At 64.8% G+C, this 23,772-nt stretch carries 24 protein-coding genes; 17 read left to right on the forward strand and 7 right to left on the reverse strand.

Annotated elements, in window-relative coordinates:
- Window positions 1-128 precede the first annotated feature (128 nt).
- The 3 genes from CAG41_RS00155 to CAG41_RS00165 are packed head-to-tail and all read left to right on the forward strand — an operon-like array spanning window position 129 to window position 3,961.
- The gene (locus CAG41_RS00155) at window positions 129-875 is read left to right on the forward strand and encodes a gluconate 2-dehydrogenase subunit 3 family protein (protein ID WP_085706587.1); all 747 of its coding nucleotides are present in this window, start codon (window positions 129-131) and stop codon (window positions 873-875) included.
- A 2-nt stretch (window positions 876-877) separates the two neighbouring features.
- The gene (locus tag CAG41_RS00160; RefSeq protein ID WP_085579448.1) at window positions 878-2,662 is read left to right on the forward strand and encodes a GMC family oxidoreductase; all 1,785 of its coding nucleotides are present in this window, start codon (window positions 878-880) and stop codon (window positions 2,660-2,662) included.
- 12 nt (window positions 2,663-2,674) lie between these two features.
- Window positions 2,675-3,961: a cytochrome c gene (locus tag CAG41_RS00165; protein ID WP_085706588.1), complete on the forward strand. Its 1,287-nt coding sequence runs from the start codon at window positions 2,675-2,677 to the stop codon at window positions 3,959-3,961.
- Window positions 3,962-4,050: 89 nt separating this feature from the next.
- Here CAG41_RS00165 and CAG41_RS00170 read toward each other — a convergent pair whose 3' ends face one another.
- A complete protein-coding gene (locus CAG41_RS00170; protein ID WP_085579444.1) occupies window positions 4,051-4,353 on the reverse strand; it encodes a hypothetical protein in 303 nt (100 codons plus the stop codon).
- Between the two features lie 237 nt (window positions 4,354-4,590).
- Here CAG41_RS00170 and CAG41_RS00175 point away from each other — a divergent pair, with 237 nt between their 5' ends.
- From CAG41_RS00175 to CAG41_RS00185, 3 genes are all read left to right on the forward strand, one after another.
- Window positions 4,591-5,649, forward strand: a complete 1,059-nt coding sequence (locus CAG41_RS00175) for a PA0069 family radical SAM protein (protein WP_085579442.1) — start codon at window positions 4,591-4,593, stop codon at window positions 5,647-5,649.
- A 236-nt stretch (window positions 5,650-5,885) separates the two neighbouring features.
- Window positions 5,886-6,614, forward strand: a complete 729-nt coding sequence (locus CAG41_RS00180; protein WP_085579440.1) for a carbonic anhydrase — start codon at window positions 5,886-5,888, stop codon at window positions 6,612-6,614.
- A 90-nt stretch (window positions 6,615-6,704) separates the two neighbouring features.
- On the forward strand, window positions 6,705-8,231 hold the full coding sequence (locus CAG41_RS00185; RefSeq protein ID WP_085706589.1) for a SulP family inorganic anion transporter: 1,527 nt from the start codon (window positions 6,705-6,707) through the stop codon (window positions 8,229-8,231).
- Window positions 8,232-8,350: 119 nt separating this feature from the next.
- On the opposite strand, the gene CAG41_RS00190 is transcribed toward CAG41_RS00185, so the two are convergent.
- Complete coding sequence (locus CAG41_RS00190) at window positions 8,351-8,983, reverse strand: hypothetical protein (protein ID WP_085579436.1); 633 nt, start codon at window positions 8,981-8,983, stop codon at window positions 8,351-8,353.
- Between the two features lie 371 nt (window positions 8,984-9,354).
- On the opposite strand from CAG41_RS00190, the gene coxB reads away from it, so the two are divergent.
- The 5 genes from coxB to CAG41_RS00210 all read left to right on the forward strand — a co-directional run bounded on the left by coxB (window position 9,355) and on the right by CAG41_RS00210 (window position 13,742).
- Window positions 9,355-10,482 (forward strand): cytochrome c oxidase subunit II, encoded by a 1,128-nt coding sequence (coxB, locus tag CAG41_RS00195; RefSeq protein WP_085579434.1) that lies wholly within the window; start codon window positions 9,355-9,357, stop codon window positions 10,480-10,482.
- Between the two features lie 82 nt (window positions 10,483-10,564).
- Window positions 10,565-12,151: a cytochrome c oxidase subunit I gene (gene ctaD / locus CAG41_RS00200; protein ID WP_085579432.1), complete on the forward strand. Its 1,587-nt coding sequence runs from the start codon at window positions 10,565-10,567 to the stop codon at window positions 12,149-12,151.
- Window positions 12,148-12,285 (forward strand): hypothetical protein, encoded by a 138-nt coding sequence (locus CAG41_RS28515; protein WP_170930256.1) that lies wholly within the window; start codon window positions 12,148-12,150, stop codon window positions 12,283-12,285. Before ctaD ends, CAG41_RS28515 begins: the two co-directional genes overlap by 4 nt.
- Window positions 12,278-12,829, forward strand: coding sequence for a cytochrome c oxidase assembly protein (locus tag CAG41_RS00205; protein ID WP_085579430.1), 552 nt, complete (start codon window positions 12,278-12,280; stop codon window positions 12,827-12,829). Before CAG41_RS28515 ends, CAG41_RS00205 begins: the two co-directional genes overlap by 8 nt.
- Window positions 12,830-12,854: 25 nt before the next feature.
- Complete coding sequence (locus tag CAG41_RS00210; protein ID WP_085630398.1) at window positions 12,855-13,742, forward strand: cytochrome c oxidase subunit 3; 888 nt, start codon at window positions 12,855-12,857, stop codon at window positions 13,740-13,742.
- Window positions 13,743-13,745: 3 nt separating this feature from the next.
- Here CAG41_RS00210 and CAG41_RS00215 read toward each other — a convergent pair whose 3' ends face one another.
- Window positions 13,746-13,949, reverse strand: coding sequence for a twin transmembrane helix small protein (locus CAG41_RS00215; protein WP_085579525.1), 204 nt, complete (start codon window positions 13,947-13,949; stop codon window positions 13,746-13,748).
- Window positions 13,950-14,023: 74 nt separating this feature from the next.
- Between CAG41_RS00215 and CAG41_RS00220 the strand changes: the two genes are divergently transcribed.
- The 5 genes from CAG41_RS00220 to CAG41_RS00240 are packed head-to-tail and all read left to right on the forward strand — an operon-like array spanning window position 14,024 to window position 17,932.
- Window positions 14,024-14,764, forward strand: a complete 741-nt coding sequence (locus CAG41_RS00220; RefSeq protein WP_085579426.1) for an SURF1 family protein — start codon at window positions 14,024-14,026, stop codon at window positions 14,762-14,764.
- A complete protein-coding gene (locus CAG41_RS00225) occupies window positions 14,730-15,323 on the forward strand; it encodes a hypothetical protein (RefSeq protein WP_085579423.1) in 594 nt (197 codons plus the stop codon). The genes CAG41_RS00220 and CAG41_RS00225 overlap by 35 nt, the downstream gene beginning before the upstream one ends.
- Before the next feature lie 10 nt (window positions 15,324-15,333).
- Window positions 15,334-16,413: a heme A synthase gene (locus CAG41_RS00230; protein WP_085579421.1), complete on the forward strand. Its 1,080-nt coding sequence runs from the start codon at window positions 15,334-15,336 to the stop codon at window positions 16,411-16,413.
- Window positions 16,401-17,300 carry a heme o synthase gene (gene cyoE / locus CAG41_RS00235; RefSeq protein WP_085579419.1) on the forward strand — a complete coding sequence of 300 codons (900 nt, stop codon included), beginning with the start codon at window positions 16,401-16,403 and terminating at the stop codon, window positions 17,298-17,300. The genes CAG41_RS00230 and cyoE overlap by 13 nt, the downstream gene beginning before the upstream one ends.
- Window positions 17,297-17,932, forward strand: a complete 636-nt coding sequence (locus CAG41_RS00240; RefSeq protein ID WP_085655953.1) for an SCO family protein — start codon at window positions 17,297-17,299, stop codon at window positions 17,930-17,932. The genes cyoE and CAG41_RS00240 overlap by 4 nt, the downstream gene beginning before the upstream one ends.
- Before the next feature lie 54 nt (window positions 17,933-17,986).
- On the opposite strand, the gene CAG41_RS00245 is transcribed toward CAG41_RS00240, so the two are convergent.
- The 3 genes from CAG41_RS00245 to CAG41_RS00255 all read right to left on the reverse strand — a co-directional run bounded on the left by CAG41_RS00245 (window position 17,987) and on the right by CAG41_RS00255 (window position 20,528).
- On the reverse strand, window positions 17,987-18,760 hold the full coding sequence (locus CAG41_RS00245; protein WP_085579415.1) for a MetQ/NlpA family ABC transporter substrate-binding protein: 774 nt from the start codon (window positions 18,758-18,760) through the stop codon (window positions 17,987-17,989).
- 86 nt (window positions 18,761-18,846) lie between these two features.
- The gene (locus tag CAG41_RS00250) at window positions 18,847-19,521 is read right to left on the reverse strand and encodes a methionine ABC transporter permease (protein WP_085579412.1); all 675 of its coding nucleotides are present in this window, start codon (window positions 19,519-19,521) and stop codon (window positions 18,847-18,849) included.
- Window positions 19,521-20,528 carry a methionine ABC transporter ATP-binding protein gene (locus CAG41_RS00255; RefSeq protein ID WP_085579410.1) on the reverse strand — a complete coding sequence of 336 codons (1,008 nt, stop codon included), beginning with the start codon at window positions 20,526-20,528 and terminating at the stop codon, window positions 19,521-19,523. Before CAG41_RS00255 ends, CAG41_RS00250 begins: the two co-directional genes overlap by 1 nt.
- A gap of 257 nt (window positions 20,529-20,785) precedes the next feature.
- On the opposite strand from CAG41_RS00255, the gene katE reads away from it, so the two are divergent.
- Window positions 20,786-22,927: a catalase HPII gene (gene katE / locus CAG41_RS00260; RefSeq protein WP_085579408.1), complete on the forward strand. Its 2,142-nt coding sequence runs from the start codon at window positions 20,786-20,788 to the stop codon at window positions 22,925-22,927.
- Window positions 22,928-23,044: 117 nt separating this feature from the next.
- On the opposite strand, the gene CAG41_RS00265 is transcribed toward katE, so the two are convergent.
- On the reverse strand, window positions 23,045-23,758 hold the full coding sequence (locus CAG41_RS00265) for a PA5502 family lipoprotein (RefSeq protein WP_085579406.1): 714 nt from the start codon (window positions 23,756-23,758) through the stop codon (window positions 23,045-23,047).
- Window positions 23,759-23,772: the final 14 nt, after the last annotated feature.

Below are 23,772 nucleotides of genomic sequence, written 5' to 3' on the forward strand. Positions count from 1 at the left end.
CATTTGTCACATGATGTTGCAGACGCGTTCCCCTTCTTCTGGCCGTTCCGGCCACGTCGCAGCCAAACAACCTTAAGCCGCCCGCAGAGGTGGCTGACAACCATCAATGCCTGACGAGGTGCCCCCCCATGTCTGATGAAAGTCGAGACAACCCGCGGCGTGAGTTCTTGCGCAAGTCCCTGACCTTGATTCCCGTCGTCACCCTGGCCGGCAGCGGTCTGGGCAGCAGCGTGCTGCAGGCCGCCCCTGAAGCCGCGCCTGCTGCGCCTGCCGCAAAATCGGCTGCGGCCCAGACGGGCGAGTATCAGCCAAGCTATTTCACCGCCGAAGAGTGGGCGTTCATCAACGCCGCCGTCGCGCAGTTGATCCCCAACGACGCCCAAGGCCCCGGCGCCCTCGAAGCCGGCGTGCCGGAATACATCGACCGTCAGATGAACACGCCTTACGCCGCCGGCGCCCTGTGGTACATGCAAGGCCCGTTCAACGCCGACGCCGCGCCGGAAATGGGCTGGCAGAGCAAACTGGTGCCCAAAGAGATCTATCGCCTGGGCATCGCCGCTGCGGATCAGTGGGCAAAATCCCTCAACGGCAAAACATTTGCCGAGCAAGACAGCGCTACCCGAGACGAATTGCTCAGGCAGCTCGAAGCCGGAAAACCGCAGTTCGACGCCGTCCCGGCCAAGGTTTTCTTCAGTCTGCTGCTGCAGAACACCAAGGAAGGGTTCTTCTGCGACCCGATCCACGGCGGCAATAAAGGCATGGTCGGCTGGACCCTGATCGGCTTCCCCGGCGCCCGCGCCGACTTCATGGACTGGGTGGAGCGCAACGAGGCGTACCCCTTCCCGGCCGTTTCGATCCGCGGCGAGAGGGCGTGAACATGGCAACGGTAATGAAAAAAGTAGATGCGGTGATCGTCGGCTTCGGCTGGACCGGCGCAATCATGGCCAAGGAGCTGACCGAGGCTGGCCTCAACGTGCTGGCGCTGGAGCGCGGGCCGATGCAGGACACCTACCCTGACGGCAACTATCCCCAGGTGATCGACGAACTCACCTACAGCGTGCGTAAAAAACTCTTCCAGGACGTTTCCAAGGAAACCGTCACCATCCGCCACAGCGTCAACGACATCGCCCTGCCGAACCGCCAATTGGGCGCGTTCCTGCCGGGCAACGGCGTGGGCGGTGCAGGCCTGCACTGGTCGGGCGTGCACTTTCGCGTCGATCCGATCGAGCTGCGCATGCGCAGCCACTACGAAGAGCGCTACGGCAAGCACTTCATCCCCAAGGACATGACCATCCAGGACTTCGGCGTCAGCTATGAAGAGCTGGAGCCGTTCTTCGACTTCGCCGAAAAGGTCTTCGGCACCTCCGGCCAGGCCTGGACGGTGAAGGGGCAACTGGTGGGCCAGGGCAAGGGCGGCAACCCCTATGCGCCGGATCGTTCGAACCCGTTCCCGCTGGAATCGCAGAAAAACACCGTTTCCGCACAGCTGTTCGGCAAAGCGGCCACGGAGGTCGGCTACAAGCCCTACAACCTGCCTTCCGCCAATACCTCGGGACCTTACACCAACCCCTACGGTGCACAGATGGGCCCGTGCAACTTCTGCGGATTCTGCAGCGGCTACGTCTGCTACATGTACTCCAAAGCCTCGCCGAACGTGAACATCCTGCCGGCGCTCAAGCCTTTGCCGAATTTCGAGCTGCGGCCCAACGCCCATGTGCTTCGGGTCAACCTCGACAGCAGCAAGACCAAGGCCACCGGCGTCACCTACGTCGACGGCCAGGGCCGGGAGATCGAGCAGCCGGCGGATCTGGTGATCCTCGGCGCGTTCCAGCTGCACAACGTGCGGCTGATGCTGCTGTCCGGCATCGGCAAGCCGTACGACCCGGTCAGCGGCGAAGGCGTGGTCGGGCGTAACTTCGCCTACCAGAACATGGCCACGATCAAGGCGTTCTTCGACAAGGACACCCACACCAACAACTTCATCGGCGCCGGCGGCAACGGGGTCGCGGTGGACGACTTCAACGCCGACAACTTCGACCACGGCCCCCACGGTTTCGTCGGCGGCTCGCCGATGTGGGTCAACCAGGCCGGCAGCCGGCCGATCGCCGGCACCTCCAACCCGCCGGGCACGCCCGCCTGGGGCAGCGCCTGGAAACGCGCCACCGCCGACTACTACACCCATCAGGTGTCGATGGACGCCCACGGCGCGCATCAGTCCTACCGGGGCAACTACCTCGATCTGGATCCGGTGTACCGCGATGCCTACGGCCTGCCGCTGCTGCGGATGACCTTCGACTGGCAGGAAAACGACATCAAGATGAACCGCTTCATGGTCGAGAAGATGGGCAAGATCGCCGAAGCCATGGGCCCCAAGGCCATCAACGTGATCAGCAAGAAGGTCGGCGAGCACTTCAACACCGCGTCCTACCAGACCACCCACCTCAACGGCGGCGCGATCATGGGCACCGATCCGAAGACCAGCGCGCTGAACCGCTACCTGCAAAGCTGGGACGTGCACAACGTGTTCGTCCCAGGCGCGTCGGCCTTCCCCCAGGGCCTGGGCTACAACCCGACCGGACTGGTCGCCGCCCTGACCTACTGGTCGGCGAAGGCGATCCGCGAACAGTACCTGAAAAACCCCGGCCCGCTGGTCCAGGCTTAAGGAGCGATGACCATGAAGACTTTCGTTATCGCGACCCTGGCGTTGCTCGGCAGCGCCTCCCTGTACGGCGCCGACGTCGATCCATCCTTGATCAGACAAGGTGAGTACCTGGCCCGCGCAGGCGACTGCGTGGCCTGCCACACCGCCAAGGACGGCAAACCGTTCGCCGGCGGCCTGCCGATGGAAACCCCGATCGGCACGATCTACTCGACCAACATCACCCCGGACAAGCGCGGCATCGGCGACTACAGCTTCGAGGACTTCGACCGGGCCGTGCGCCATGGCGTGGCCCGCAACGGCAGCACGCTGTACCCGGCGATGCCCTATCCGTCCTACGCCCGCGTCAACGAAGCCGACATGCAGGCGCTTTACGCGTTCTTCATGCACGGCGTCGAACCGGTGGCCCAGGAGAACAAGGCCAGCGACATTCCCTGGCCGTTGAGTATGCGCTGGCCGCTGACGGGCTGGCGCTGGCTTTTTGCGCCGAAGGTCGAGGACTACAAAGCTACGTCGGACGATGCCGTCGTCAGCCGTGGGGCTTATCTGGTGGAAGGCCTTGGACATTGCGGCGCTTGTCATACGCCACGTGCCTTGACCATGCAGGAAAAATCCCTGAGTGCAGGCGAAGGCAGCACGTTCCTGTCAGGCAGCGCGCCGTTGGAAGGCTGGATCGCCAAGAACCTGCGCGGCGACCACAAGGACGGCCTCGGCGGCTGGAGCGAAGAGCAGTTGGTGCAGTTCCTGAAGACCGGGCGCAGCGACCGCAGCGCGGTGTTCGGCGGCATGAGCGACGTGGTCACCCACAGCATGCAGTACATGACTGACGCCGACCTGACCGCGATCGCCCGCTACCTGAAATCGCTGCCGGCCAAGGATCCCGCCGACCGCCCGCACCAATACGACGAAACGGCCGCCAAGGCCCTGTGGAACGGCGACGACAGCCAGCGCGGCGCAGCGGTGTACATCGACAACTGCGCGGCCTGCCACCGCACCGACGGCCACGGCTACACCCGCGTGTTCCCGGCGCTGGCGGGCAATCCGGTGCTGCAATCGGAAGACCCGACCTCGCTGATCCACATCGTGCTCCAGGGCGGCACGCTGCCGGCGACCCACGCGGCGCCGTCGGCCATCACCATGCCGGGGTTCGGCTGGCGGCTGTCGGACCAGGAAGTGGCGGACGTGGTGAGCTTCATCCGCGGCAGTTGGGGCAACAAGGGGGCGCCGGTCAGCGCAGATGAGGTCAAACACTTGCGTGCCGAACAGATGAAGACGGCATCGACGCAAGAGCCTGCCCACTGACACACCGCAACATAAAAAAGGCCCTCCCCGCAGCAATACGGGCAGGGCCTTTTTTATTGCACGCCGCAAGTTTCGCGGCATGCTAAACCTCAAGGCGTTTTGATACTGACATAAGCCTTGACCAACGCCAGCAACTTGGCCTTATCGTCTGCATCGATATCACCGTCGCCATCGATGTCTTTTTCGTTGCGAACAGTGAACGTCTTGCCGCCGTCGTAGGAAGCGGCGATGAGTGTGCGGGAATCGACCAGGGAGTCCGTCGACACAGCGTTCTCAGCATCCCAGCCGGACTCCTTCAGCGCGAATTGCAGGGATACCAGCACTTCCTTGGGATTGACCGGAGTGGGGCCGAGTTTCTGCAAAAAGATGCCACGAGGATTGAGGTAAGACATGCTTAATTCCTTTTATTTAAATCATCCGAGTTACAACGCAGGCAATCCTAACGCCATAGCAACTAACGAAACTACGCTGAATATATAACCTCACGTTTCTCTCAACTAACGATCCCGATACCGACGCGTTGCGGAGTCAGAACCCGCAGGGGCCGAGCGGCAGAATCGCCGAACGGCACTGGCCGTTTGCGAAGACCAAGGATACTGTATGCACATACAGCACACAGGACACCGCCGATGCACACGCCCTTGCCTCCCCGCGGCCGCGGCACCGCCGCCAACCCGCACAACCGCTTCGCGCCGAGCCGCTCGGTGGCCGAGGACGACGGCTGGCATCAGGAAGTGCCGCAGACCCAAGGCACCGAGGTGCGGATCGAGACGGCGAAGACCATCATCACCCGCAACACCTCACCGGACCTGCCCTTCGACCGCTCGGTCAATCCCTACCGCGGTTGCGAGCACGGCTGCATCTATTGCTACGCCCGGCCCAGCCACGCCTACTGGGACCTGTCGCCGGGTTTGGATTTCGAGACCAAACTGATCGCCAAGACCAACGCCGCCCAGGTGCTGGAAGAACAGCTGGGCAAACGCGGCTACCAATGCGCACCGATCAACCTGGGCTCCAACACCGATCCCTACCAGCCCATCGAACGCGAGCAGCGGATCACCCGCCAGATCCTCGAAGTGCTGCTGCGCCACCGGCATCCGGTGACCATCGTCACCAAAGGCTCGCTGATCCTGCGCGACCTCGACCTGCTCACCGAACTGGCGCAACAAAGGCTGGTGGCGGTGATGATCAGCCTCACCACCCTGGACGACGAGCTCAAGCGCATCCTCGAGCCCCGCGCCGCCGCGCCCAAGGCCAGGCTGCGGGCGATCCGGGTGATGCGCGAAGCGGGCATCCCGGTGGGCGTGCTGTGCTCGCCGATGATTCCGATGATCAACGACAGCGAGATCGAAAGCCTGCTCACCGAGGCCCACGCGGCCGGCGCCCAGAGCGCGGCGTACATGATGCTGCGCCTGCCGCTGGAGGTGGCGCCGCTGTTCGAGGAGTGGCTCCAGGCGCATTACCCGCAGCGGGCGACCCATGTGCTGAGCCTGATCCGCCAGAGCCGCGGCGGCGAGCTGTACGACAGCCGCTTCGGCGCCCGCATGCGGGGCGAAGGGCCGTTCGCCGACCTGCTGGCCCAGCGGTTCGCCAAGGCGCTGAAGCGTCTGGGGCTCGACCGTCGGGAAGGCTTCGGCCTCGATTGCTCGGCCTTTTGTCCGCCGGGTCGCCAGATGTCGCTGATTTAGCGACAATTGCCCCAAGGTTGAGTGACGGAACCGCTCGACCGGTTGCGCCGGTCACGTTTTTTGTGACCTGGAACACAGGTTCCAGAGCCTTTGATTCAGTTTGAGTTAAGTTTCGGCGGTTACCTTGTTCATCGAGTGACTGACGGGTCAGGATCGGCCCGGATGTTTGAACAGCCACTGGCTTCACACCGGAATACACGGGAATGACTCCCCGAATCCGCCAAAGAGGATGAATCATGAGTGACAAGGATAAACAGCCGTTGGCTGCGTCGGCGCCGGCCCCTGAGGCGGAAACCGCCGATGCAGCGCTGAAGCACATCGTCGACGGCTTTTTGCATTTTCATCATGAGGTCTTTCCGCAGCAGGAAGAACTCTTCAAGAAACTCGCCACGGCCCAGTCGCCACGGGCGATGTTCATCACCTGCGCCGACTCGCGCATCGTCCCCGAACTGATCACCCAGAGCTCCCCCGGCGATCTGTTCGTGACCCGCAACGTCGGCAACGTCGTACCGCCCTACGGCCAGATGAACGGTGGCGTGTCCACCGCCATCGAATACGCCGTGCTCGCCCTGGGCGTGCAGCACATCATCATCTGCGGCCACTCCGACTGCGGCGCCATGCGTGCGGTGCTCAACCCGGACAGCCTGGAGAAGATGCCGACGGTCAAGGCCTGGCTGCGCCACGCCGAAGTCGCGAAAACCATGGTGCAGGACAACTGCAACTGCGCCAACGAAAAAGAAAGCATGCCGATCCTCACCGAGGAAAACGTCATCGCCCAACTGCAGCACTTGCGTACCCATCCCTCGGTAGCCTCGCGCATGGCGAACGGTCATCTGTTCATCCATGGCTGGGTCTACAACATCGAAACCAGCGAAATCAAAGCGTACGACGCGGATCAGGGCTGCTTCCTGCCGCTGGACGGCAGCCATCCGATCCCGGTGGCGACGCCAAAAGCGCGCTTCTAGATCCTCCTAAAAATCTCTGTGGTTTGACGCCGGCCGCTGTTTCAGCGGTCCGGCCTCGCCACGCCTGAAGAAAAGTCCGGGAGAATCCCTATGCGTGCCGCTCAATTGAAAGCTGTTCTGCCACGGGAGCTGTTGGCTTCGGTGGTTGTGTTCCTGGTCGCCCTGCCGCTGTGCATGGGCATCGCCATCGCGTCCGGCCTGCCGCCGGCCAAGGGCCTGATCACCGGAATCATCGGTGGGCTGGTGGTGGGTTGGCTGGCCGGCTCGCCGCTGCAGGTCAGCGGGCCGGCGGCGGGTCTTGCGGTGCTGGTGTTCGAGCTGGTGCGCCAGCACGGCGTCGAGATGCTCGGGCCGATCCTGCTGCTGGCCGGGTTGCTGCAGCTGGCGGCCGGGCGCCTGAAGCTCGGCTGCTGGTTCCGGGTCACCGCGCCGGCGGTGGTGTACGGCATGCTCGCCGGGATCGGCGTGCTGATCATCCTGTCCCAGGCGCATGTGATGCTCGACGCCGCGCCGAAACCCTCCGGCCTGGACAACCTCACCGCGTTCCCCGGTGCCGTGGCCCAGGCCCTGCCGTCGTTCGGCTGGCAGGCCGGGCTGTTGGGGCTGGGAACCATCGCGGTAATGTGGCTGTGGGAGAAGTTCCGCCCGCATTCGCTGCGCTTCGTGCCCGGCGCGCTGCTGGGCGTCGGCCTGGCCACGGGCGCCAGTCTGTTGCTGGCACTGCCGGTCAAACGGGTCGAGGTGCCGGACAACCTGGCGCAGGCCATCGACTGGCTCAAGCCGGCGGACCTGCTCAACCTCGCCGACCCTGCCTTGCTGGTCGCAGCGTTCGCCGTGGCCTTCATCGCCAGCGCCGAGACCCTGCTGTCCGCTGCGGCGGTGGACCGCATGCACAGCGGCCCGCGCTCGGACTTCGACCGTGAACTGTCGGCGCAGGGGGTAGGCAACATGCTCTGCGGCCTGGTCGGCGCGTTGCCGATGACCGGGGTGATCGTGCGCAGTTCGGCCAACGTCCAGGCGGGTGCCACCACACGCTATTCGACAATCTTCCACGGCCTGTGGCTGCTGGCGTTCGTGCTGTTGCTGTCGAGCCTGCTGCAGAGCATTCCGGTGGCGAGCCTGGCCGGCGTGCTGGTCTACACCGGGTTCAAGCTGGTGGATCTGAAGGTGTTCCGCGGCCTGGGCCGTTACGGCCGGATGCCGATGTTCACCTACGCCGCCACGGCGCTGGCGATCATCTTCACGGACTTGTTGACCGGCGTGCTGATCGGCTTCGGCCTGACGCTGCTGAAACTGGCGCTGAAGGCCGCACGGCTGAAGATCAGCCTGATCGACCTGCCGCAGGAAGGGGAAATGGAGATGCGCCTGACGGGCGCGGCGACGTTCCTCAAGGTGCCGGCGCTGACCCAGGCCCTGGCCAGCGTTCCGCCGGGCACGACGGTGCATGTGCCGCTCAACAACCTGAGCTACATCGACCACGCCTGCCTGGAACTGCTGGAGGAATGGGGCAGGGCCAATGCCGCCAAGGGGTCGAGGCTGCTGATCGAATCCCGGGGGCTCAAGCGCAGGCTTGAAGGGCGGGTGCGCACCACCGTCGGCATCGGCACGGCCGGCTGAAACAAACCTTGTGGGAGCGGGCTTGCCCGCGAAAGCGGTGGGTCAGTCGAACGGAAAGTGACTGACACTACGTCTTCGCGGGCAAGCCCGCTCCCACCGTCACGATGTGTGATCCGGGATCAGGCGGCCGGCTGGTCCAGCTCCAGGCCCACGCCCAGGCGGCGGCCCATGCACGGCCAGCGTTTCCAGGCGGCGCCGGTGTCCGGGCTGCTGAGCTTCTCGCGGTAGGCCTCCACCGACTCCAGCGCGAAGCTGTCGTCGTCGAGCATGCTGTCCACCGCGTGGTGCACCACTTCGTCGAGTTGGTTGGCGAATGCCTCACCCAGCAGCTGGTGGGCAATCAGATTGGCGACCGTCATGTCCAAGGGGATCAGTGGCTGGCCGAAATGCTTGATGTACAGGTCGTTGACCTCTTCGACAAACCGGTGGGCCAGATAGGCCTCGTCCAGCAGGCTGTCCAGGCCCACGGGGGGCTGGAGGAAGTACTGCTCGGCGATTTTCAGCACCGGTTTGATCTGTGACTCGATTCCCGCTTCCCTGGCGACTTCATTGGCTGCGTCCAGCAGGTCCGGCACTTCATCGATGTAGGCGGCGACGAAGCGCGTCAGGACGGCTTCGGCACCGGTTTCCGGCAACTGGATCGCCGGGTGCAGGTGAGGCAATTGATTTTCCAGCTGACGGGTCAGCCGTCCGGTGTCTTTCTCGTGTTCTCGGGCTATTCGGATCTGCTCGCGCAATGCGGCGGTGTTCATGAAAACTCCAGGGTACAGGGCAATGAAATAGGGAAGACATAACTTAGCTGGCTTACGAAAAATGCTAAGACGCATTTGTCATAATTATTTCATCCTTGATACACCGGGGTTATATCGGTGTGCCACCACTCCGCTGCATCCTTCTCCATTCGTGCCCTGGAACGCAAGTGCCAGCTGTTTCATGCGATTTACGCGCTCGCGTTGCGAGGTTCAAGTCGCTGTCTATACTCGCCAGTGAATGGAGTTAGCTGATGATGCCTGACTGCCCGCGCAGCAAGGCCCGGCGATTCAAGTTCGTAGTCTGATGCAGCCGCTCCCTTGCCGCAGGCGTTGCGCCTACGGGACAACAAGAACGATAAGGGGAACCCGCAATGATGCGACATCCACACGTCTGGATGGGCCTCCTGTTGTGGTCGATTTTCAGCCAGGCGCAAGCGGCCTGGACTGTGAATATGGCGCCTGGAGCGACTGAGATCAGTCACGCTGTGTTCGACCTGCACATGACCATCTTCTGGATCTGCGTGGTGATCGGGATCATCGTCTTCGGCGCGATGTTCTGGTCGATGATCCTGCACCGCCGCTCCACCGGCCAGGTCGCGGCACGCTTTCACGAGAGCACCACCGTCGAGATCCTCTGGACCGTCGTGCCGTTCCTGATCCTGGTGGCGATGGCCGTTCCGGCGACCGCCACCCTGATCAAGATGTACGACACCAGCGAGCCGGACATCGACATCCAGATCACCGGCTACCAGTGGAAGTGGCACTACAAGTACCTGGGCCAGGACGTCGAGTTCTTCAGCAACCTGGCCACCCCCGCCGAACAGATCCACAACAAGCAGGCCAAGGGCGACCACTACCTGCTGGAGGTCGACAAGCCGCTGGTGCTGCCGACCGGCGCCAAGGTGCGCTTCCTCGTCACCTCCGCCGACGTGATCCACTCCTGGTGGGTGCCGGCCTTCGCGGTCAAGCGCGACGCCATCCCCGGGTTCGTCAACGAAGCCTGGACACGCATCGACAAGCCCGGCCTCTACCGCGGCCAGTGCGCCGAGCTGTGCGGCAAGGACCACGGCTTCATGCCCATCGTGGTCGACGTGAAGGAGAAGGCCGACTACGACAAGTGGCTCGCCGAGCGCAAGGCCGAGGCCGCGCAGCTCAAGGAGCTGACCAGCAAGGAATGGACGCTGGACGAGCTCAAGGAGCGCGGCGACAAGATCTACCACACCACCTGCGTGGCCTGTCACCAGGCCGAGGGCCAGGGCCTGCCGCCGATGTTCCCGGCGCTCAAGGGCTCGAAGATCGCCACAGGCCCCAAAGAGGCGCACCTGAGCCTGGTGTTCCACGGCAAGCCCGGCACCGCCATGGCGGCGTTCGGCAAACAGCTGTCGGAAGTCGACATCGCCGCCGTCGTGACCTACGAACGCAACGCCTGGGGCAACAACAAGGGCGACATGGTCACGCCCAAAGAAGTGCTGGAGCTCAAACAGGCGGAAAGCAAATGAGCCGCGCCGCCACGTCCTCCCGCCAACGTCCGGGGCTGCGCGCCCCGCACGGCCCTGCCCGTCCGCTTGAAGGAGAAAGGCCATGAGCGCCGTTATCGATGACCACGGTCATGCCGACCACGCCCACGGCCCCGCCAAAGGCCTGATGCGCTGGGTGCTGACCACCAACCACAAGGACATCGGCACGCTGTACCTGTGGTTCGCGTTCTGCATGTTCCTGCTCGGCGGCTCGTTCGCCATGGTGATCCGCGCCGAGCTGTTCCAGCCCGGCCTGCAGATCGTCGAGCCGGCGTTCTTCAACCAGATGACCACCATGCACGGCCTGGTGATGGTGTTCGGCGCGGTGATGCCGGCGTTCGTCGGCCTCGCCAACTGGATGATCCCGCTGATGATCGGCGCGCCGGACATGGCCTTGCCGCGGATGAACAACTTCAGCTTCTGGCTGCTGCCGGCGGCATTCCTGCTGCTGGTCTCGACCCTGTTCACCCCCGGCGGCGGGCCGAACTTCGGCTGGACGTTCTACGCGCCGCTGTCCACCACCTACGCGCCGGAAAGCGTGACGTTCTTCATCTTCGCCATCCACCTGATGGGGATCAGCTCGATCATGGGCGCGATCAACGTGATCGCCACCATCCTCAACCTGCGCGCCCCCGGCATGACCCTGATGAAGATGCCGCTGTTCGTCTGGACCTGGCTGATCACCGCGTTCCTGCTGATCGCGGTGATGCCGGTGCTGGCCGGCTGCGTGACGATGATGCTGATGGACATCCACTTCGGCACCAGTTTCTTCAGCGCCGCCGGCGGCGGCGACCCGGTGCTGTTCCAGCATGTGTTCTGGTTCTTCGGCCACCCCGAGGTGTACATCATGATCCTGCCGGCCTTCGGCGCCGTCAGCGCGATCATCCCGACCTTCGCGCGCAAGCCGCTGTTCGGCTACACCTCGATGGTCTACGCCACGGCGAGCATCGCGTTCCTGTCGTTCATCGTCTGGGCGCACCACATGTTCGTGGTGGGCATCCCGCTGGTGGGCGAACTGTTCTTCATGTACGCCACCATGCTGATCGCGGTGCCGACCGGGGTGAAGGTGTTCAACTGGGCCAGCACCATGTGGCAGGGCTCGATGACCTTCGAGACGCCGATGCTGTTCGCGGTGGCGTTCGTGATCCTGTTCTCCATCGGCGGTTTCTCCGGGCTGATGCTGGCCATCGCCCCGGCGGACTTCCAGTACCAGGACACCTACTTCGTGGTCGCCCACTTCCACTATGTGCTGGTGCCGGGGGCGATCTTCGGGATCTTCGCCTCGGCCTACTACTGGCTGCCGAAGTGGACCGGCCACATGTACGACGAGACCCTCGGCAAGCTGCATTTCTGGCTGTCCTTCATCGGCATGAACCTGACGTTTTTCCCGATGCACTTCGTGGGACTTGCGGGCATGCCCCGGCGGATCCCGGACTACAACCTGCAGTTCGCCGACTTCAACATGGTGTCGTCGATCGGCGCGTTCATGTTCGGCGCCACGCAGATCTTCTTCCTGTTCATCGTGATCAAGACCATCCGCGGCGGCGCGCCGGCGCCGGCCAAGCCTTGGGACGGCGCCGAAGGACTGGAGTGGAGCGTGCCGTCGCCGGCGCCGTACCACACCTTCACCACGCCGCCGGAAGTCAAATGAACACCGGCCGCCCTGCAGGCGCGAGCCTGCTCGCGAAGAACGATGACGCGCTGTGCCTGCAGCACCGGGTCGTCCGCTTCGCGAACAGGCTCGCGCCTGCAGGGGGCTCGGTGAGGAGCTGGAACCATGGCTGACTCGGTCTCGATGAAAAAACTGGTCACCCGCCTGCTGAGCGTGGTGGTGGCGATGTTTGTCTTCGGCTTCGCCCTGGTGCCGCTGTACGACGTGATGTGCAAGGCCTTCGGCATCAACGGCAAGACCGCCGGGCAATACGAGGGCGAGCAGACCGTCGACACCTCGCGCCAGGTGCGCGTGCAGTTCCTGTCGACCAACACCGCCGACATGCCGTGGGACTTCTACCCCAAGCATGACGAGCTGACGGCCAACCCCGGTGCGGTCAACGAGATGATCTTCATCGCCCGCAACCCCACCGACAAGCCGATGAGCGCCCAGGCCGTGCCGAGCATCGCGCCGAGCAACGCGGCGGCGTATTTCCACAAGACCGAATGCTTCTGTTTCACCCAGCAGGTGCTGCAGCCCGGTCAGCAGATCGAGATGCCCGTGCGCTTCATCGTTGACCGCGACATGCCCAAGGATGTGAAGCACCTGACGCTGTCCTACACGCTGTTCGACATCACCGCCCGTCATCCACCGGTAGCCGCAAGCACTGGCGGTTAAGCGTGCCCGATAAGGAGAACAATAAATGGCGACTCATGAGCACTATTACGTTCCGGCCCAGAGCAAGTGGCCGATCGTGGCGACCGTCGGCATGGTCACCACGGTGTATGGGCTGGCGACCTGGTTCAACGACCTGAAGGCGGCGCGCCCGGAATCCCACGGACCGCTGATCTTCTTCATCGGCGGCCTGCTGCTGGCGTACATGCTGTTCGGCTGGTTCGGCGCGGTGATCAAGGAAAGCCGTGCGGGGCTGTACAGCCCGCAGCTGGACCGCTCGTTCCGCTGGGGCATGAGCTGGTTCATCTTTTCCGAGGTGATGTTCTTCATCGCCTTCTTCGGCGCGCTGTTCTATGTGCGGCACGTGTCGGGGCCGGCGCTGGGCGGCGAAGGCACCAAGGGCATCGCCCACATGCTGTGGCCGAACTTCGAATTCGTCTGGCCGCTGCTGAACAACCCGGACTCCAAGCTGTTCCCGCCGCCCAAGGAAGTCATCAGCCCCTGGGGCCTGCCGCTGATCAACACCATCTTGCTGGTGAGCTCCAGCGTCACCGTGACCATCGCCCACCATGCCCTGAAAAAGGGCCACCGCGGCGCGCTGAAGCTGTGGCTGGCGATCACCGTGCTGCTGGGCTGCGGGTTCCTCGCGCTGCAGGCCGAGGAGTACATGCACGCCTACCACGAACTGGGCCTGACCCTGGGTTCGGGCATCTACGGCGCGACGTTCTTCATGCTCACCGGTTTCCACGGCGCCCACGTGACCATCGGCACGATCATCCTGTTCGTGATGCTGGTGCGCATCATGCGCGGGCATTTCGACGCCGAGCACCAGTTCGGCTTCGAGGCGGCGAGCTGGTACTGGCACTTCGTGGACGTGGTGTGGATCGGCCTGTTCGTGTTCGTCTACGTGCTCTGAGGCTCACCAGGGCGCATGCGAGACCAGTTGGCCGCTCCAGAAGCCCCAGGCGATCAGGCCGACGGTGGCGGCGGCCAGGGTGACCCGAACGCTCAAGGCGATCACCAGACGGTTCGAGCCGCTGTCGTCCTTGACCAGAAAGAACAGGCCGCTGAACAGGCTGATCACCGTGGCGATCAGCATCAGGACGATGGCTGCCTTGAGCATCATGGCAAGACTCCGGGGGGACAGGCGATGCAATTGAGTATAGCGGTCGCGCGCACCGGCTCCGGGGCACGGCCATGAAGCGCTTCCGGCCCGGCGTCGTGCCGACGGTGGCGGTGGTTCTGCTGCTGCCGCTGATGGTGTCGCTGGGTGTCTGGCAGCTGGGCCGCGGCGCTGAGAAGACCGCCTTGCTCGCCAGCTACGCCGAACGCCGCGCCGCCGAACCGATGGCCGCCGCCGAACTGCTGCACAGCGCCGATCCGGCCTTCCGCCGGGTGCACCTGCACGGCCGCTTCGATGCCGACCACAGCCTGCTGCTCGACAACCGCCAGCGCGACGGCAAGGTGGGCGTCGAGCTGCTGCAGCCGTTCCAGGACCGGCGCACCGGCCAGTGGCTGCTGGTCAACCGCGGCTGGCTGCCGTGGCCGGATCGGCGCCTTGCCCCACAGTTCACGACCCCGGCCGACGCGGTGGACATGGATGCCTGGGTCTACGTCGCCCCCGGGGCGACCTTCCAGCTGCATGCCGATCCGGTCAGCGACGCCTGGCCGCAGACCGTCACCGCCGTCGAGCCGGCGCGGCTGTGGAAAACCCTCGACCGCGACGGCTTCGCCTATGAAGTGCGCGCAGAACCCGGCCCCGCCAGCTACGTCACCGACTGGCCGGTGGTGGCGATGGGCCCGGAAAAACACCTCGGCTATGCCGTGCAGTGGTTCGCCATGGCCACCGCCCTGCTCGGCCTTTACCTGTATCTCGGCTGGCACAACGCAAAGGAGAAACACCATGGGAGCGGCCATGAATCCACCCAGCATGTCTGAAGCCAAGCCGGCGGCCGGTCGCCGCCGCGGACGCATCCAGCTGCTGCTGATCGTGCTGGGCGTGGTCGGCCCGATGATCCTCGCCACCGGCATGTACAAACTGCAGTTCTGGGTGCCGGAAGGCCGCAGCTACCACGGCGAGCTGATCGGCAACGGCCAGACCCGCGCCGACCTCGGCGTGACGGCCGACGAGGAGCGCTGGCAGATGCTGGTGACCGCCCCCGGCGATTGCGCGGCAGACTGCCAGCAATTGGTGTACCTGGCGCGGCAGATCCAGATCGGCCTGGGCCGCGACGCCGGGCGCGCCAGCCACGCCCTCGCCGCCGCGCAGCCGCTGGGCGCCGACTACGAAGCCCGGCTGGCCCGCGACTACCCGCAACTTCAGCGCTACCCGCTGGACACCGCCGGCCTGCGCAAGACCGCCGGGGACGCGTCCGCGCCGCAGCTGTGGATCATCGACCCCCACGGCAACCTGGTGCTGCGCTACGGCCCGGACGTCAACGGCAAGGATCTGCTCAACGATCTGCGCCACCTGCTGAAACTGTCGAACATCGGATAGGGACATCGTCATGGCCAAACCCGGATTTCGCCTTGCGCTGTTCGCCACCCTGCTGGCGCTGATCGTGGTGCTGCTCGGCGCCTACACCCGCCTGACCCACGCCGGCCTCGGCTGCCCCGACTGGCCGGGCTGCTACGGCTTCATCAGCGTGCCCAAGAGCGAAGCCCAGCTGGCCCATGCCGAGCTGCACTTCCCGGACTCGCCGGTGGAGGCCCACAAGGGCTGGAACGAGATGATCCACCGCTATTTCGCCGGCACCCTGGGCATGCTCATCGCCGTATTGGCCGGGCGGGCGTGGGTCGATCGCCGGCACCCGGGGCAACCGCTGAAGCTGCCGCTGTTCCTGCTGGCGGTGGTGTTCGCCCAGGCGGCGTTCGGCATGTGGACGGTAACGCTGAAACTGTGGCCGCAAGTGGTCACCGGGCACCTGCTGGGCGGCTTCGCGACCTTGAGCCTGCTGTTCCTGCTGACGTTGCGGCTGTCCGGCGTGCTGCCGGCCCTGAGCGTGCCGCGTCGCCTGCAATATTGGGCGACCGCCGGCCTGGTGCTGGTGATCGGCCAGATCGCCCTCGGCGGCTGGGTCAGCTCCAACTACGCGGCGGTGGCCTGCATCGACTTCCCCACCTGCCACGGCCAATGGCTGCCGCCGGCGGACTTCGCCAACGGCTTCCACCTGACCCAGCACATCGGCCCCAACTACCTGGGCGGGCAACTGGACAGCGACGCCCGCACCGCCATCCACCTGACCCACCGCATCGGTGCCCTGCTGGTGACCCTGGTGCTGCTGGGGCTGGCCTGGCAACTGAAGGCGGTGGGCATGACCCGCCTCGCCGGGCTGGTGCTGGCCGCCCTCGCCGCGCAGATCACCCTGGGCGTCAGCAACGTGCTGTTCCATCTGCCGCTGCCGGTGGCCGTGGCGCACAACGCCGGCGGCGCCGCGCTGCTGCTGACGATGGTGCTGGTCAACTATCACGCGCGCACCGCCCTGGTGCGGATCAAACGGCCGATGCCGGCCGGCTGGCGCCTGAGCCCGCGCAGGCACCCTGCCGCGCCGGTCACCCTCAAAGGAGAGACGCCATGGCGATTCTGATCGGCGAACGCCCTGCCCAAGCGCTGTGGCGCGACTACCTGGAGCTGACCAAACCGAAGGTGGTGGTGCTGATGCTCATCACCTCGCTGGTGGGCATGTTCCTGGCGACCCGGGCCGGCGTGCCGTGGACCGTGCTGGTGTTCGGCAACCTGGGCATCGCGCTGTGCGCCGGCGGCGCGGCGGCGGTCAACCATGTGGTGGACCGGCGCATCGACGCGGTGATGGCCCGCACCCACAAGCGGCCGCTGGCCGAAGGCCGGGTGGCGCCACTGGCGGCACTGACGTTCGCCCTGGCGCTGGCGCTGGCCGGCCAGGCCCTGCTGCTGGCCTTCACCAATGCCCTGACCGCCTGGCTGACCCTGGCCTCACTGCTCGGCTACGCGGTGGTCTACACCGGTTTCCTGAAACGGGCGACCCCGCAGAACATCGTCATCGGCGGCCTCGCCGGCGCCGCCCCGCCGCTGCTGGGCTGGACCGCCGCCACCGGCCACGTCAGCGCCGAACCCCTGCTGCTGGTGCTGATCATCTTCGCCTGGACGCCGCCGCACTTCTGGGCCCTGGCCATCCACCGCAAGGAGGAATACGCCAAGGCCGACATCCCGATGCTGCCGGTCACCCACGGCGAGCACTACACCAAGGTGCACATCCTGCTGTACACCTTCGCCCTGCTGGCGGTCAGCCTCCTGCCTTACGTGATCCACATGAGCGGGCTGCTGTACCTGATCTGCGCGCTGGGGCTGGGCGCCCGGTTTCTGCAATGGGCCGTTGTGCTGTACCGTGGCACTCGGCCGCACGCGGCGATCAACACCTTCAAGTACTCTATTTATTACTTGTTCCTGCTGTTCATCGCCCTGCTCGTAGACCACTACCTATTGTTGAACCTATGACTCGAACCCAGAAAACCGTCTTCATCCTCGTCGCCGTGATCGCGCTGATCCTCGGCCTGACCGTCAACAAGGTGCTGAGCGGCAAGGGCCAGGGCGACCCCACCGCGCTGATCGACGCCGGCATCATCCTGCTGCCGCAGAGCCGCAGCCTGCCGGACGTGACCATGACCGACCAGGACGGCAAGGCCGTCACGGTCAACGAGCTCAAGGGCAAATGGAGCCTGCTGTTCTTCGGCTACACCTTCTGCCCGGACATCTGCCCGACCACCCTCGCCCAACTGCGCCAGATCAAGAGCGAACTGCCCAAGGACGCGGTCGACAAGCTGCAGATCGTCCTGGTCAGCGTCGACCCCAACCGCGACAACCCGAAACAGCTCAAGCAGTACCTAGGCTACTTCGATCCGCAGTTCATCGGCCTGACGCCCAAGTCGGTGGAGGAACTGCAGAAGGTCGCCAACGCGGTGAGCATCCCGTTCATCCCGGCTGACACCAGCAAGCCGAACTACACCGTCGACCACAGCGGCAACCTCGCGGTGATCGGCCCGGACGGCACCCAGCGCGGCTTCATCCGCGCGCCGCTGAACAACGCCAAGCTGGTGGCGCAGTTGCCGGTGATGCTCAACCGGCAGTGAAGCAGGCACAAAAAAAGGGACGCCCGAGGCGTCCCTTTTTCATTGCTGCAGCGATCAGAACGCCGGCAGCACCGCCCCCTTGTACTTCTCGGTGATGAATTGCTTCACCTCCGGGCTGTGCAGGGCGGCGGCCAGTTTCTTCATCGCGTCGCTGTCCTTGTTGTCCCCGCGGGACACCAGGATGTTCACGTACGGCGAGTCGTTGCCTTCGATCACCAGCGCGTCCTTGGACGGATCGAGTTTGGCTTCCAGCGCGTAGTTGGTGTTGATCAGCGCCAGGTCGACCTGGGTCAGCACGCGCGGGATGGTCGCGGCTTCCAGTTCACGGATCTTCAGGTCTTTCGGGTTCTCGGCGATGTCCTTGACGGTGGACAGGATGTTCTTCGAGTCCTTGAGCTTGATCACGCCGGCCTTGTCCAGCAGCAGCAGCGCACGGCCGCCGTTGGTGGCGTCGTTCGGGATCACCACGTTGGCGCCGCTCGGCAGCTCGTCGAGCTTCTTGAACTTGCTGGAGTAGGCGCCCAGGGGTTCCAGGTGCACGCCGGCCACGGCCACCAGGCTGGTGCCCTTGGCCTTGTTGAACTCATCGAGGTACGGCTGGTGCTGGAAGAAGTTGGCGTCCAGGCGCTTCTCGGCCACCTGCACGTTCGGCTGAATGTAGTCGGTGAACACCTTCACCTTCAGGTCCACGCCTTCCTTGGCCAGCGCCGGTTTCACGAACTCGAGGATCTCGGCGTGGGGCACCGGGGTCGCGGCCACGGTCAGGGTTTCGGCGGCGTGGGCCGAGAAAGCGGCGGCGGCAGCGAGGGCAACGAACAGTCTTTTCATTCAGCTAACTCCTTGTGGGTATCCGCCGGCGGCGCCTTGGCGCCTGCCGGGGAAGGCCGGCTCATGTTTTTCTGTGACAGGATCGATTATTTGCGCGAGAAGTGGACGACCAGCCGGTCGCCCACCATTTGCAGCACTTGCACCAGGATCAGCAGCAGCACCACGGTCACGACCATCACGTCGGTCTGGAAGCGCTGGTAGCCGAAACGGATCGCCAGGTCGCCCAGGCCGCCGGCGCCGACCACACCGGCCATCGCCGTGTAGGACACCAGTGTAATCGCTGTCACCGTAATCGCCGCGAAGATGCCCGGACGGGCCTCCGGCAGCAGCGCGTTGACGATGATCTGCCGGGTGGTCGCGCCCATCGACTGGGTGGCTTCGATGATGCCGCGGTCCACCTCGCGCAGGGCGGTTTCCACCAGCCGCGCGAAGAACGGCGTCGCGCCCACCACCAAAGGCGGAATCGCACCGGCCACGCCCAGCGACGTGCCGGTGATCAGCACGGTGAACGGGATCATCACGATCAGCAGGATGATGAACGGCAGCGAACGCAGGATGTTCACCACCAGCGACATGATCGCGTAGACGCCGCGGTTCTCCAGCAATTGGCGCGGGCTGCACAGGAACAGCAGCACGCCGAGCGGCAGGCCCAGCAGGACGGTGAACAGCAGCGAGCCGCCGAGCATCATCAGGGTGTCGCCGGTGGCCAGCCAGATTTCCAGCCAGTCGATGTTTTCGAACAGGGACTTGAGCAGTTCCATCAGCGGAGCACCTCCATGTGAACGTCGGCGGCGGTGAAGCGGGCGAACGCCGCGTCCATGTCGCCGCCGGTGACGGCGAGGGTCAATTGCCCGTAGGGAACGTCTTTGATGCGGTCGATGCGGCCGGCCAGGATGCTGTAGTCCACCCCGGTCTCCCGGGCGACGGTGCCGAGCAGCGGCGCGTAGGTCGCATCGCCCTGGAACGTCAGGCGCACGATGCGGCCCGGCACGTGGGCGAAGTCATCGCGTTGTTCGTTTTCGTCGATCTGCTCGTCTTCCTGGACGAAACGCTTGGTCGTCGGGTGCTTCGGATGCAGGAACACGTCCGCCACCGGGCCTTGCTCGACGATCGTGCCGGCGTCCATCACCGCCACCTGGTCGCAGACGCGGCGGATCACGTCCATCTCGTGGGTGATCAGGACGATGGTCAGTTTCAGCTCGCGGTTGATCTCGGCCAGCAGTTGCAGCACCGAGGCGGTGGTCTGCGGATCGAGGGCGCTGGTGGCCTCGTCGCACAACAGGATCTTCGGCTTGGTCGCCAGGGCGCGGGCGATGCCGACGCGCTGCTTCTGGCCGCCGGACAGTTGCGCCGGGTACTTCTTGGCATGGTCGGACAGACCGACCCGGGCCAGCAGTTCGGCCACGCGGCGGTCGATCTCGCTGCGCGACAATTCGCCGGCCAGGGTCAGCGGCAACGCGACGTTGTCGGCCACGGTCTTGGACGCCAGCAGGTTGAAGTGCTGGAAGATCATCCCGACCTGCTGCCGGAAACGGCGCAGGCCGTTGGCGTCCAGCGCGGTGATCTCTTCGCCGTCGACGATGATCTTGCCGCCGCTGGCGTCCTCCAGGCGATTGATCAGACGCAGCAGGGTGCTTTTGCCCGCGCCGGAATGGCCAATCAGGCCGAACACCTGACCGTTCTCAATCGACAGACGGGTCGGGTGCAGCGCAGTGATGTCCTTACCGGCGACGCGGTAAGTCTTATGGACGTTTTGAAACTCGATCACGTAGCGAACCTTGTGGGGCGCGTTGAAAAGGGTCAGCGGTTAGCCGGGCGCGCATTTTAGCCTGTCCGTATAGAGGTTCTTAGCATTTATTTCGCAAACAACCTTTCTTTTGGCAATAACGCGATCAAAGGTCATAAAAAAGGAACGGTCCGGCGTCTCGGTCAGTCACTCGAATAACCCCTGGAAATGCCCCATGGCTATCGGCACCGCGCCGGAAAACCTGACGGGCCCCGACCCAAACGAGGAGTTCAAGCCTGATGAGCACCAAAAAACCCGCTGCCGAGAAGAGCCGACTGGCCGGAACGGACACCCCCGACCGCGCCAACACCAACGCCAAGCTCGACCGTCTGGAGCCGTTCCGCTCCGACGCCACCGGCCAGGCCCTGCGCACCAACCAGGGCGTCAAGGTCGCCGACAACCAGAACACCCTCAAGGCCGGCGACCGCGGGCCGTCGCTGCTGGAAGACTTCATCATGCGTGAGAAGATCACGCACTTCGACCATGAGCGCATCCCGGAACGCATCGTCCACGCTCGCGGCGCCGGCGCCCACGGCTTTTTCCAGAGCTACGGGAACCATTCGGCGCTGACCAAGGCCGGTTTCCTGCAGGATCCGGCGAAGAAAACACCGGTGTTCGTCCGTTTTTCCACCGTGCAGGGGCCGCGCGGCTCCGGCGACACGGTGCGCGACGTGCGCGGCTTCGCCGTGAAGTTCTTCACCGAGGAAGGCAACTTCGACCTGGTGGGCAACAACATGCCGGTCTTCTTCATTCAGGACGCGGTGAAGTTCCCCGATTTCGTCCACGCGGTGAAACCCGAGCCGCACAACGAAATCCCCACCGGCGGCTCGGCCCACGACACCTTCTGGGATTTCGTTTCGCTGGTGCCCGAGTCGGCGCACATGGTGATCTGGGCCATGTCCGACCGGGCGATCCCGAAAAGCCTGCGCAGCATGCAGGGCTTCGGCGTGCACACCTTCCGGCTGGTCAACGCCGAGGGCACCTCGCGCTTCGTCAAGTTCCACTGGCGCCCCACCGCCGGCACCTGCTCGCTGGTGTGGGACGAGGCCCAGAAGCTCGCCGGCAAGGACACCGACCACCATCGCCGCGACCTCTGGGAAGCCATCGAGACCGGGGACTACCCGGAGTGGGAACTAGGGGTGCAGGTCATCGAGGAACAGCACGAGCACGACTTCGAGTTCGACCTGCTCGACCCCACCAAACTGATTCCCGAGGAGATCGTGCCGATCACGCCGCTGGGCAAGATGACCCTCAACCGCAACCCGGACAACTTCTTCGCCGAGACCGAGCAGGTCGCGTTCTGCCCCGGCCACATCGTGCCGGGGATTGACTTCTCCAACGATCCGCTGCTGCAGGGGCGTCTGTTTTCCTACACCGATACGCAGATCAGCCGACTCGGCGGGCCGAACTTTCACGAGCTGCCGATCAACCGTCCGCTGGCGCCGTTCCACAACGGCCAACGCGACGCCCAGCACCGTTCGACCATCGACAAAGGCCGCGCCTCTTACGAGCCGAATTCGATCGACGGCGGCTGGCCGAAGGAAACCCCGCCCGCCGCGCAGGACGGCGGTTTCGAGAGTTATCCGGAGCGCATCGACGCAAACAAGATCCGCCAGCGCAGCGAATCCTTCGGCGATCACTTCTCCCAGGCCCGGCTGTTCTTCAACAGCATGAGCCCCCACGAGCAGGAGCACATCATCGCGGCCTACAGCTTCGAACTGGGCAAGGTGGAGCGCGCGACCATCCGGGCGCGGGAGGTCAACGACATCCTCGCCAACATCGACCTGGAGCTGGCCAGGCGCGTCGCGGAAAACCTGGGCCTGCCGGCGCCGGCCAAAGGCACGGTGGCGGTGCGCAAGTCCTCGCTGGAGCGCTCGCCCGCGCTGAGTCAGGCCAACTTGCTGCCGGAAAACATAAAAACCAGAAAAGTGGCGATTCTGGCCGCGAACGGCGTCGATAGTGCAGCCATCGACGCCATGAAGAAAGCACTCAGGGCCGAAGGCGCCCACGGGAAGCTGCTCGGCCCGACCTCGGCGCCGCTCAAGGCCGCCAACGGCAAGACCCTGGCGGTGGACGCGTCGATGGAAGGCATGCCGTCGGTGGCCTTCGACGCGGTGTTCGTGCCGGGCGGTGCGGCGTCGGTCAAGGCCTTGGGCGGTGACGGGGTGGCGTTGCACTACCTGCTGGAGGCGTACAAGCACCTGAAGGCAATCGCCTTGCAGGGCGAGGCCGAACAATTGCTGGACATGCTGAAGCTGGAAAAGGACGCGGGACTGGTGACGGGCAAAGACGCCGGGGCGCTGACCCAGGCGTTCTTTGCCGCGATCGGGCAGCACCGGGTCTGGGAACGGGAAGCCAAGGCGAAGGCGGTTCCTGCATAAGGGTTCCCCGGTGCCCATGAGGACGCCATCGCCAGCAGGCTGGCTCCCACAGGATTCGGAACGCCGCAGATCCCTGTGGGAGGCCAGCCTGCTGGCGATGGACTCCGGACTTGGCGCTTAAGGCTTGCGCGGGCTCAAGACCATCTGCGCCGGTACGGTGCGCACGGTCTGCTTGCGGATCTGCAGGTCGAAGCCCGGATCCAGCTTCTTCACGCGCTTGGTCAGCAAGGTCGCCAGCCACGGGTAGTCGGCGGTGCGCGGGGCCTGCAGGGTCACTGCGCAGTCGTAATTCACCACATCGGCGGCGATCGCATCCAGTTGCCGACGCAATTTGCGGCTATCGGTGATGTTCAGCGCCACCGTGGTACTTTCCGCGGTCGGGTCGATCACCCGCGCCTTGGGCTTGGACTCCGCCGCCTGCAGCGCCGCTTCAGCCTTTTCCAGCTCGGCCTTGCGGGCTTCGGTGATGGCGCCGTTGACGCCGCCGGTCAGCGCCGGGGCCTTGGGCATCAGGGCACGGGCACGGCTCAGGGCCATGGCGGCGGCGTTCACGTCGCCCTTCTGCAGCACGATCTGGCTGCGGCGCAGGTAGGCTTCGGCCAGTTGCCTCTGGTACTGCTCAAGGGACTGGTCGTTGGGGGTTTCCGCCTGCAAGGCCGCCAATTGGTCTTCGGCGGTGGCCAGTTCGCTGCTGGCCAGGCTTTGCTCCAGTTGTGCGATGGCCGTGGCCCGCGCGTCGGGGGCTTCGGCCACCGGCGGCGTGCTTTGGCAAGCGCCCAGCAGCACGGAAAATGCGACAAGGAGCAGATAACGGGAGGCGAACGGCTTCATTCCTGCGACTCTCT

Origin of the sequence: Pseudomonas sp. B35(2017), from assembly GCF_002113645.1 — a bacterium.
In the GTDB taxonomy this organism is placed as follows: Bacteria; Pseudomonadota; Gammaproteobacteria; order Pseudomonadales; family Pseudomonadaceae; genus Aquipseudomonas; species Aquipseudomonas ekonensis.

Coding starts and splice junctions, on each gene's coding strand:
- CAG41_RS00155 (WP_085706587.1), top strand. CDS start 129: ATGTCTGATGAAAGTCGAGACAACCCGCGGCGTGAGTTCTTGCGCAAG.
- CAG41_RS00160 (WP_085579448.1), top strand. CDS start 878: ATGGCAACGGTAATGAAAAAAGTAGATGCGGTGATCGTCGGCTTCGGC.
- CAG41_RS00165 (WP_085706588.1), top strand. CDS start 2,675: ATGAAGACTTTCGTTATCGCGACCCTGGCGTTGCTCGGCAGCGCCTCC.
- CAG41_RS00170 (WP_085579444.1), bottom strand. CDS start 4,353: ATGTCTTACCTCAATCCTCGTGGCATCTTTTTGCAGAAACTCGGCCCC.
- CAG41_RS00175 (WP_085579442.1), top strand. CDS start 4,591: ATGCACACGCCCTTGCCTCCCCGCGGCCGCGGCACCGCCGCCAACCCG.
- CAG41_RS00180 (WP_085579440.1), top strand. CDS start 5,886: ATGAGTGACAAGGATAAACAGCCGTTGGCTGCGTCGGCGCCGGCCCCT.
- CAG41_RS00185 (WP_085706589.1), top strand. CDS start 6,705: ATGCGTGCCGCTCAATTGAAAGCTGTTCTGCCACGGGAGCTGTTGGCT.
- CAG41_RS00190 (WP_085579436.1), bottom strand. CDS start 8,983: ATGAACACCGCCGCATTGCGCGAGCAGATCCGAATAGCCCGAGAACAC.
- coxB (WP_085579434.1), top strand. CDS start 9,355: ATGATGCGACATCCACACGTCTGGATGGGCCTCCTGTTGTGGTCGATT.
- ctaD (WP_085579432.1), top strand. CDS start 10,565: ATGAGCGCCGTTATCGATGACCACGGTCATGCCGACCACGCCCACGGC.
- CAG41_RS28515 (WP_170930256.1), top strand. CDS start 12,148: ATGAACACCGGCCGCCCTGCAGGCGCGAGCCTGCTCGCGAAGAACGAT.
- CAG41_RS00205 (WP_085579430.1), top strand. CDS start 12,278: ATGGCTGACTCGGTCTCGATGAAAAAACTGGTCACCCGCCTGCTGAGC.
- CAG41_RS00210 (WP_085630398.1), top strand. CDS start 12,855: ATGGCGACTCATGAGCACTATTACGTTCCGGCCCAGAGCAAGTGGCCG.
- CAG41_RS00215 (WP_085579525.1), bottom strand. CDS start 13,949: ATGCTCAAGGCAGCCATCGTCCTGATGCTGATCGCCACGGTGATCAGC.
- CAG41_RS00220 (WP_085579426.1), top strand. CDS start 14,024: ATGAAGCGCTTCCGGCCCGGCGTCGTGCCGACGGTGGCGGTGGTTCTG.
- CAG41_RS00225 (WP_085579423.1), top strand. CDS start 14,730: ATGGGAGCGGCCATGAATCCACCCAGCATGTCTGAAGCCAAGCCGGCG.
- CAG41_RS00230 (WP_085579421.1), top strand. CDS start 15,334: ATGGCCAAACCCGGATTTCGCCTTGCGCTGTTCGCCACCCTGCTGGCG.
- cyoE (WP_085579419.1), top strand. CDS start 16,401: ATGGCGATTCTGATCGGCGAACGCCCTGCCCAAGCGCTGTGGCGCGAC.
- CAG41_RS00240 (WP_085655953.1), top strand. CDS start 17,297: ATGACTCGAACCCAGAAAACCGTCTTCATCCTCGTCGCCGTGATCGCG.
- CAG41_RS00245 (WP_085579415.1), bottom strand. CDS start 18,760: ATGAAAAGACTGTTCGTTGCCCTCGCTGCCGCCGCCGCTTTCTCGGCC.
- CAG41_RS00250 (WP_085579412.1), bottom strand. CDS start 19,521: ATGGAACTGCTCAAGTCCCTGTTCGAAAACATCGACTGGCTGGAAATC.
- katE (WP_085579408.1), top strand. CDS start 20,786: ATGAGCACCAAAAAACCCGCTGCCGAGAAGAGCCGACTGGCCGGAACG.
- CAG41_RS00265 (WP_085579406.1), bottom strand. CDS start 23,758: ATGAAGCCGTTCGCCTCCCGTTATCTGCTCCTTGTCGCATTTTCCGTG.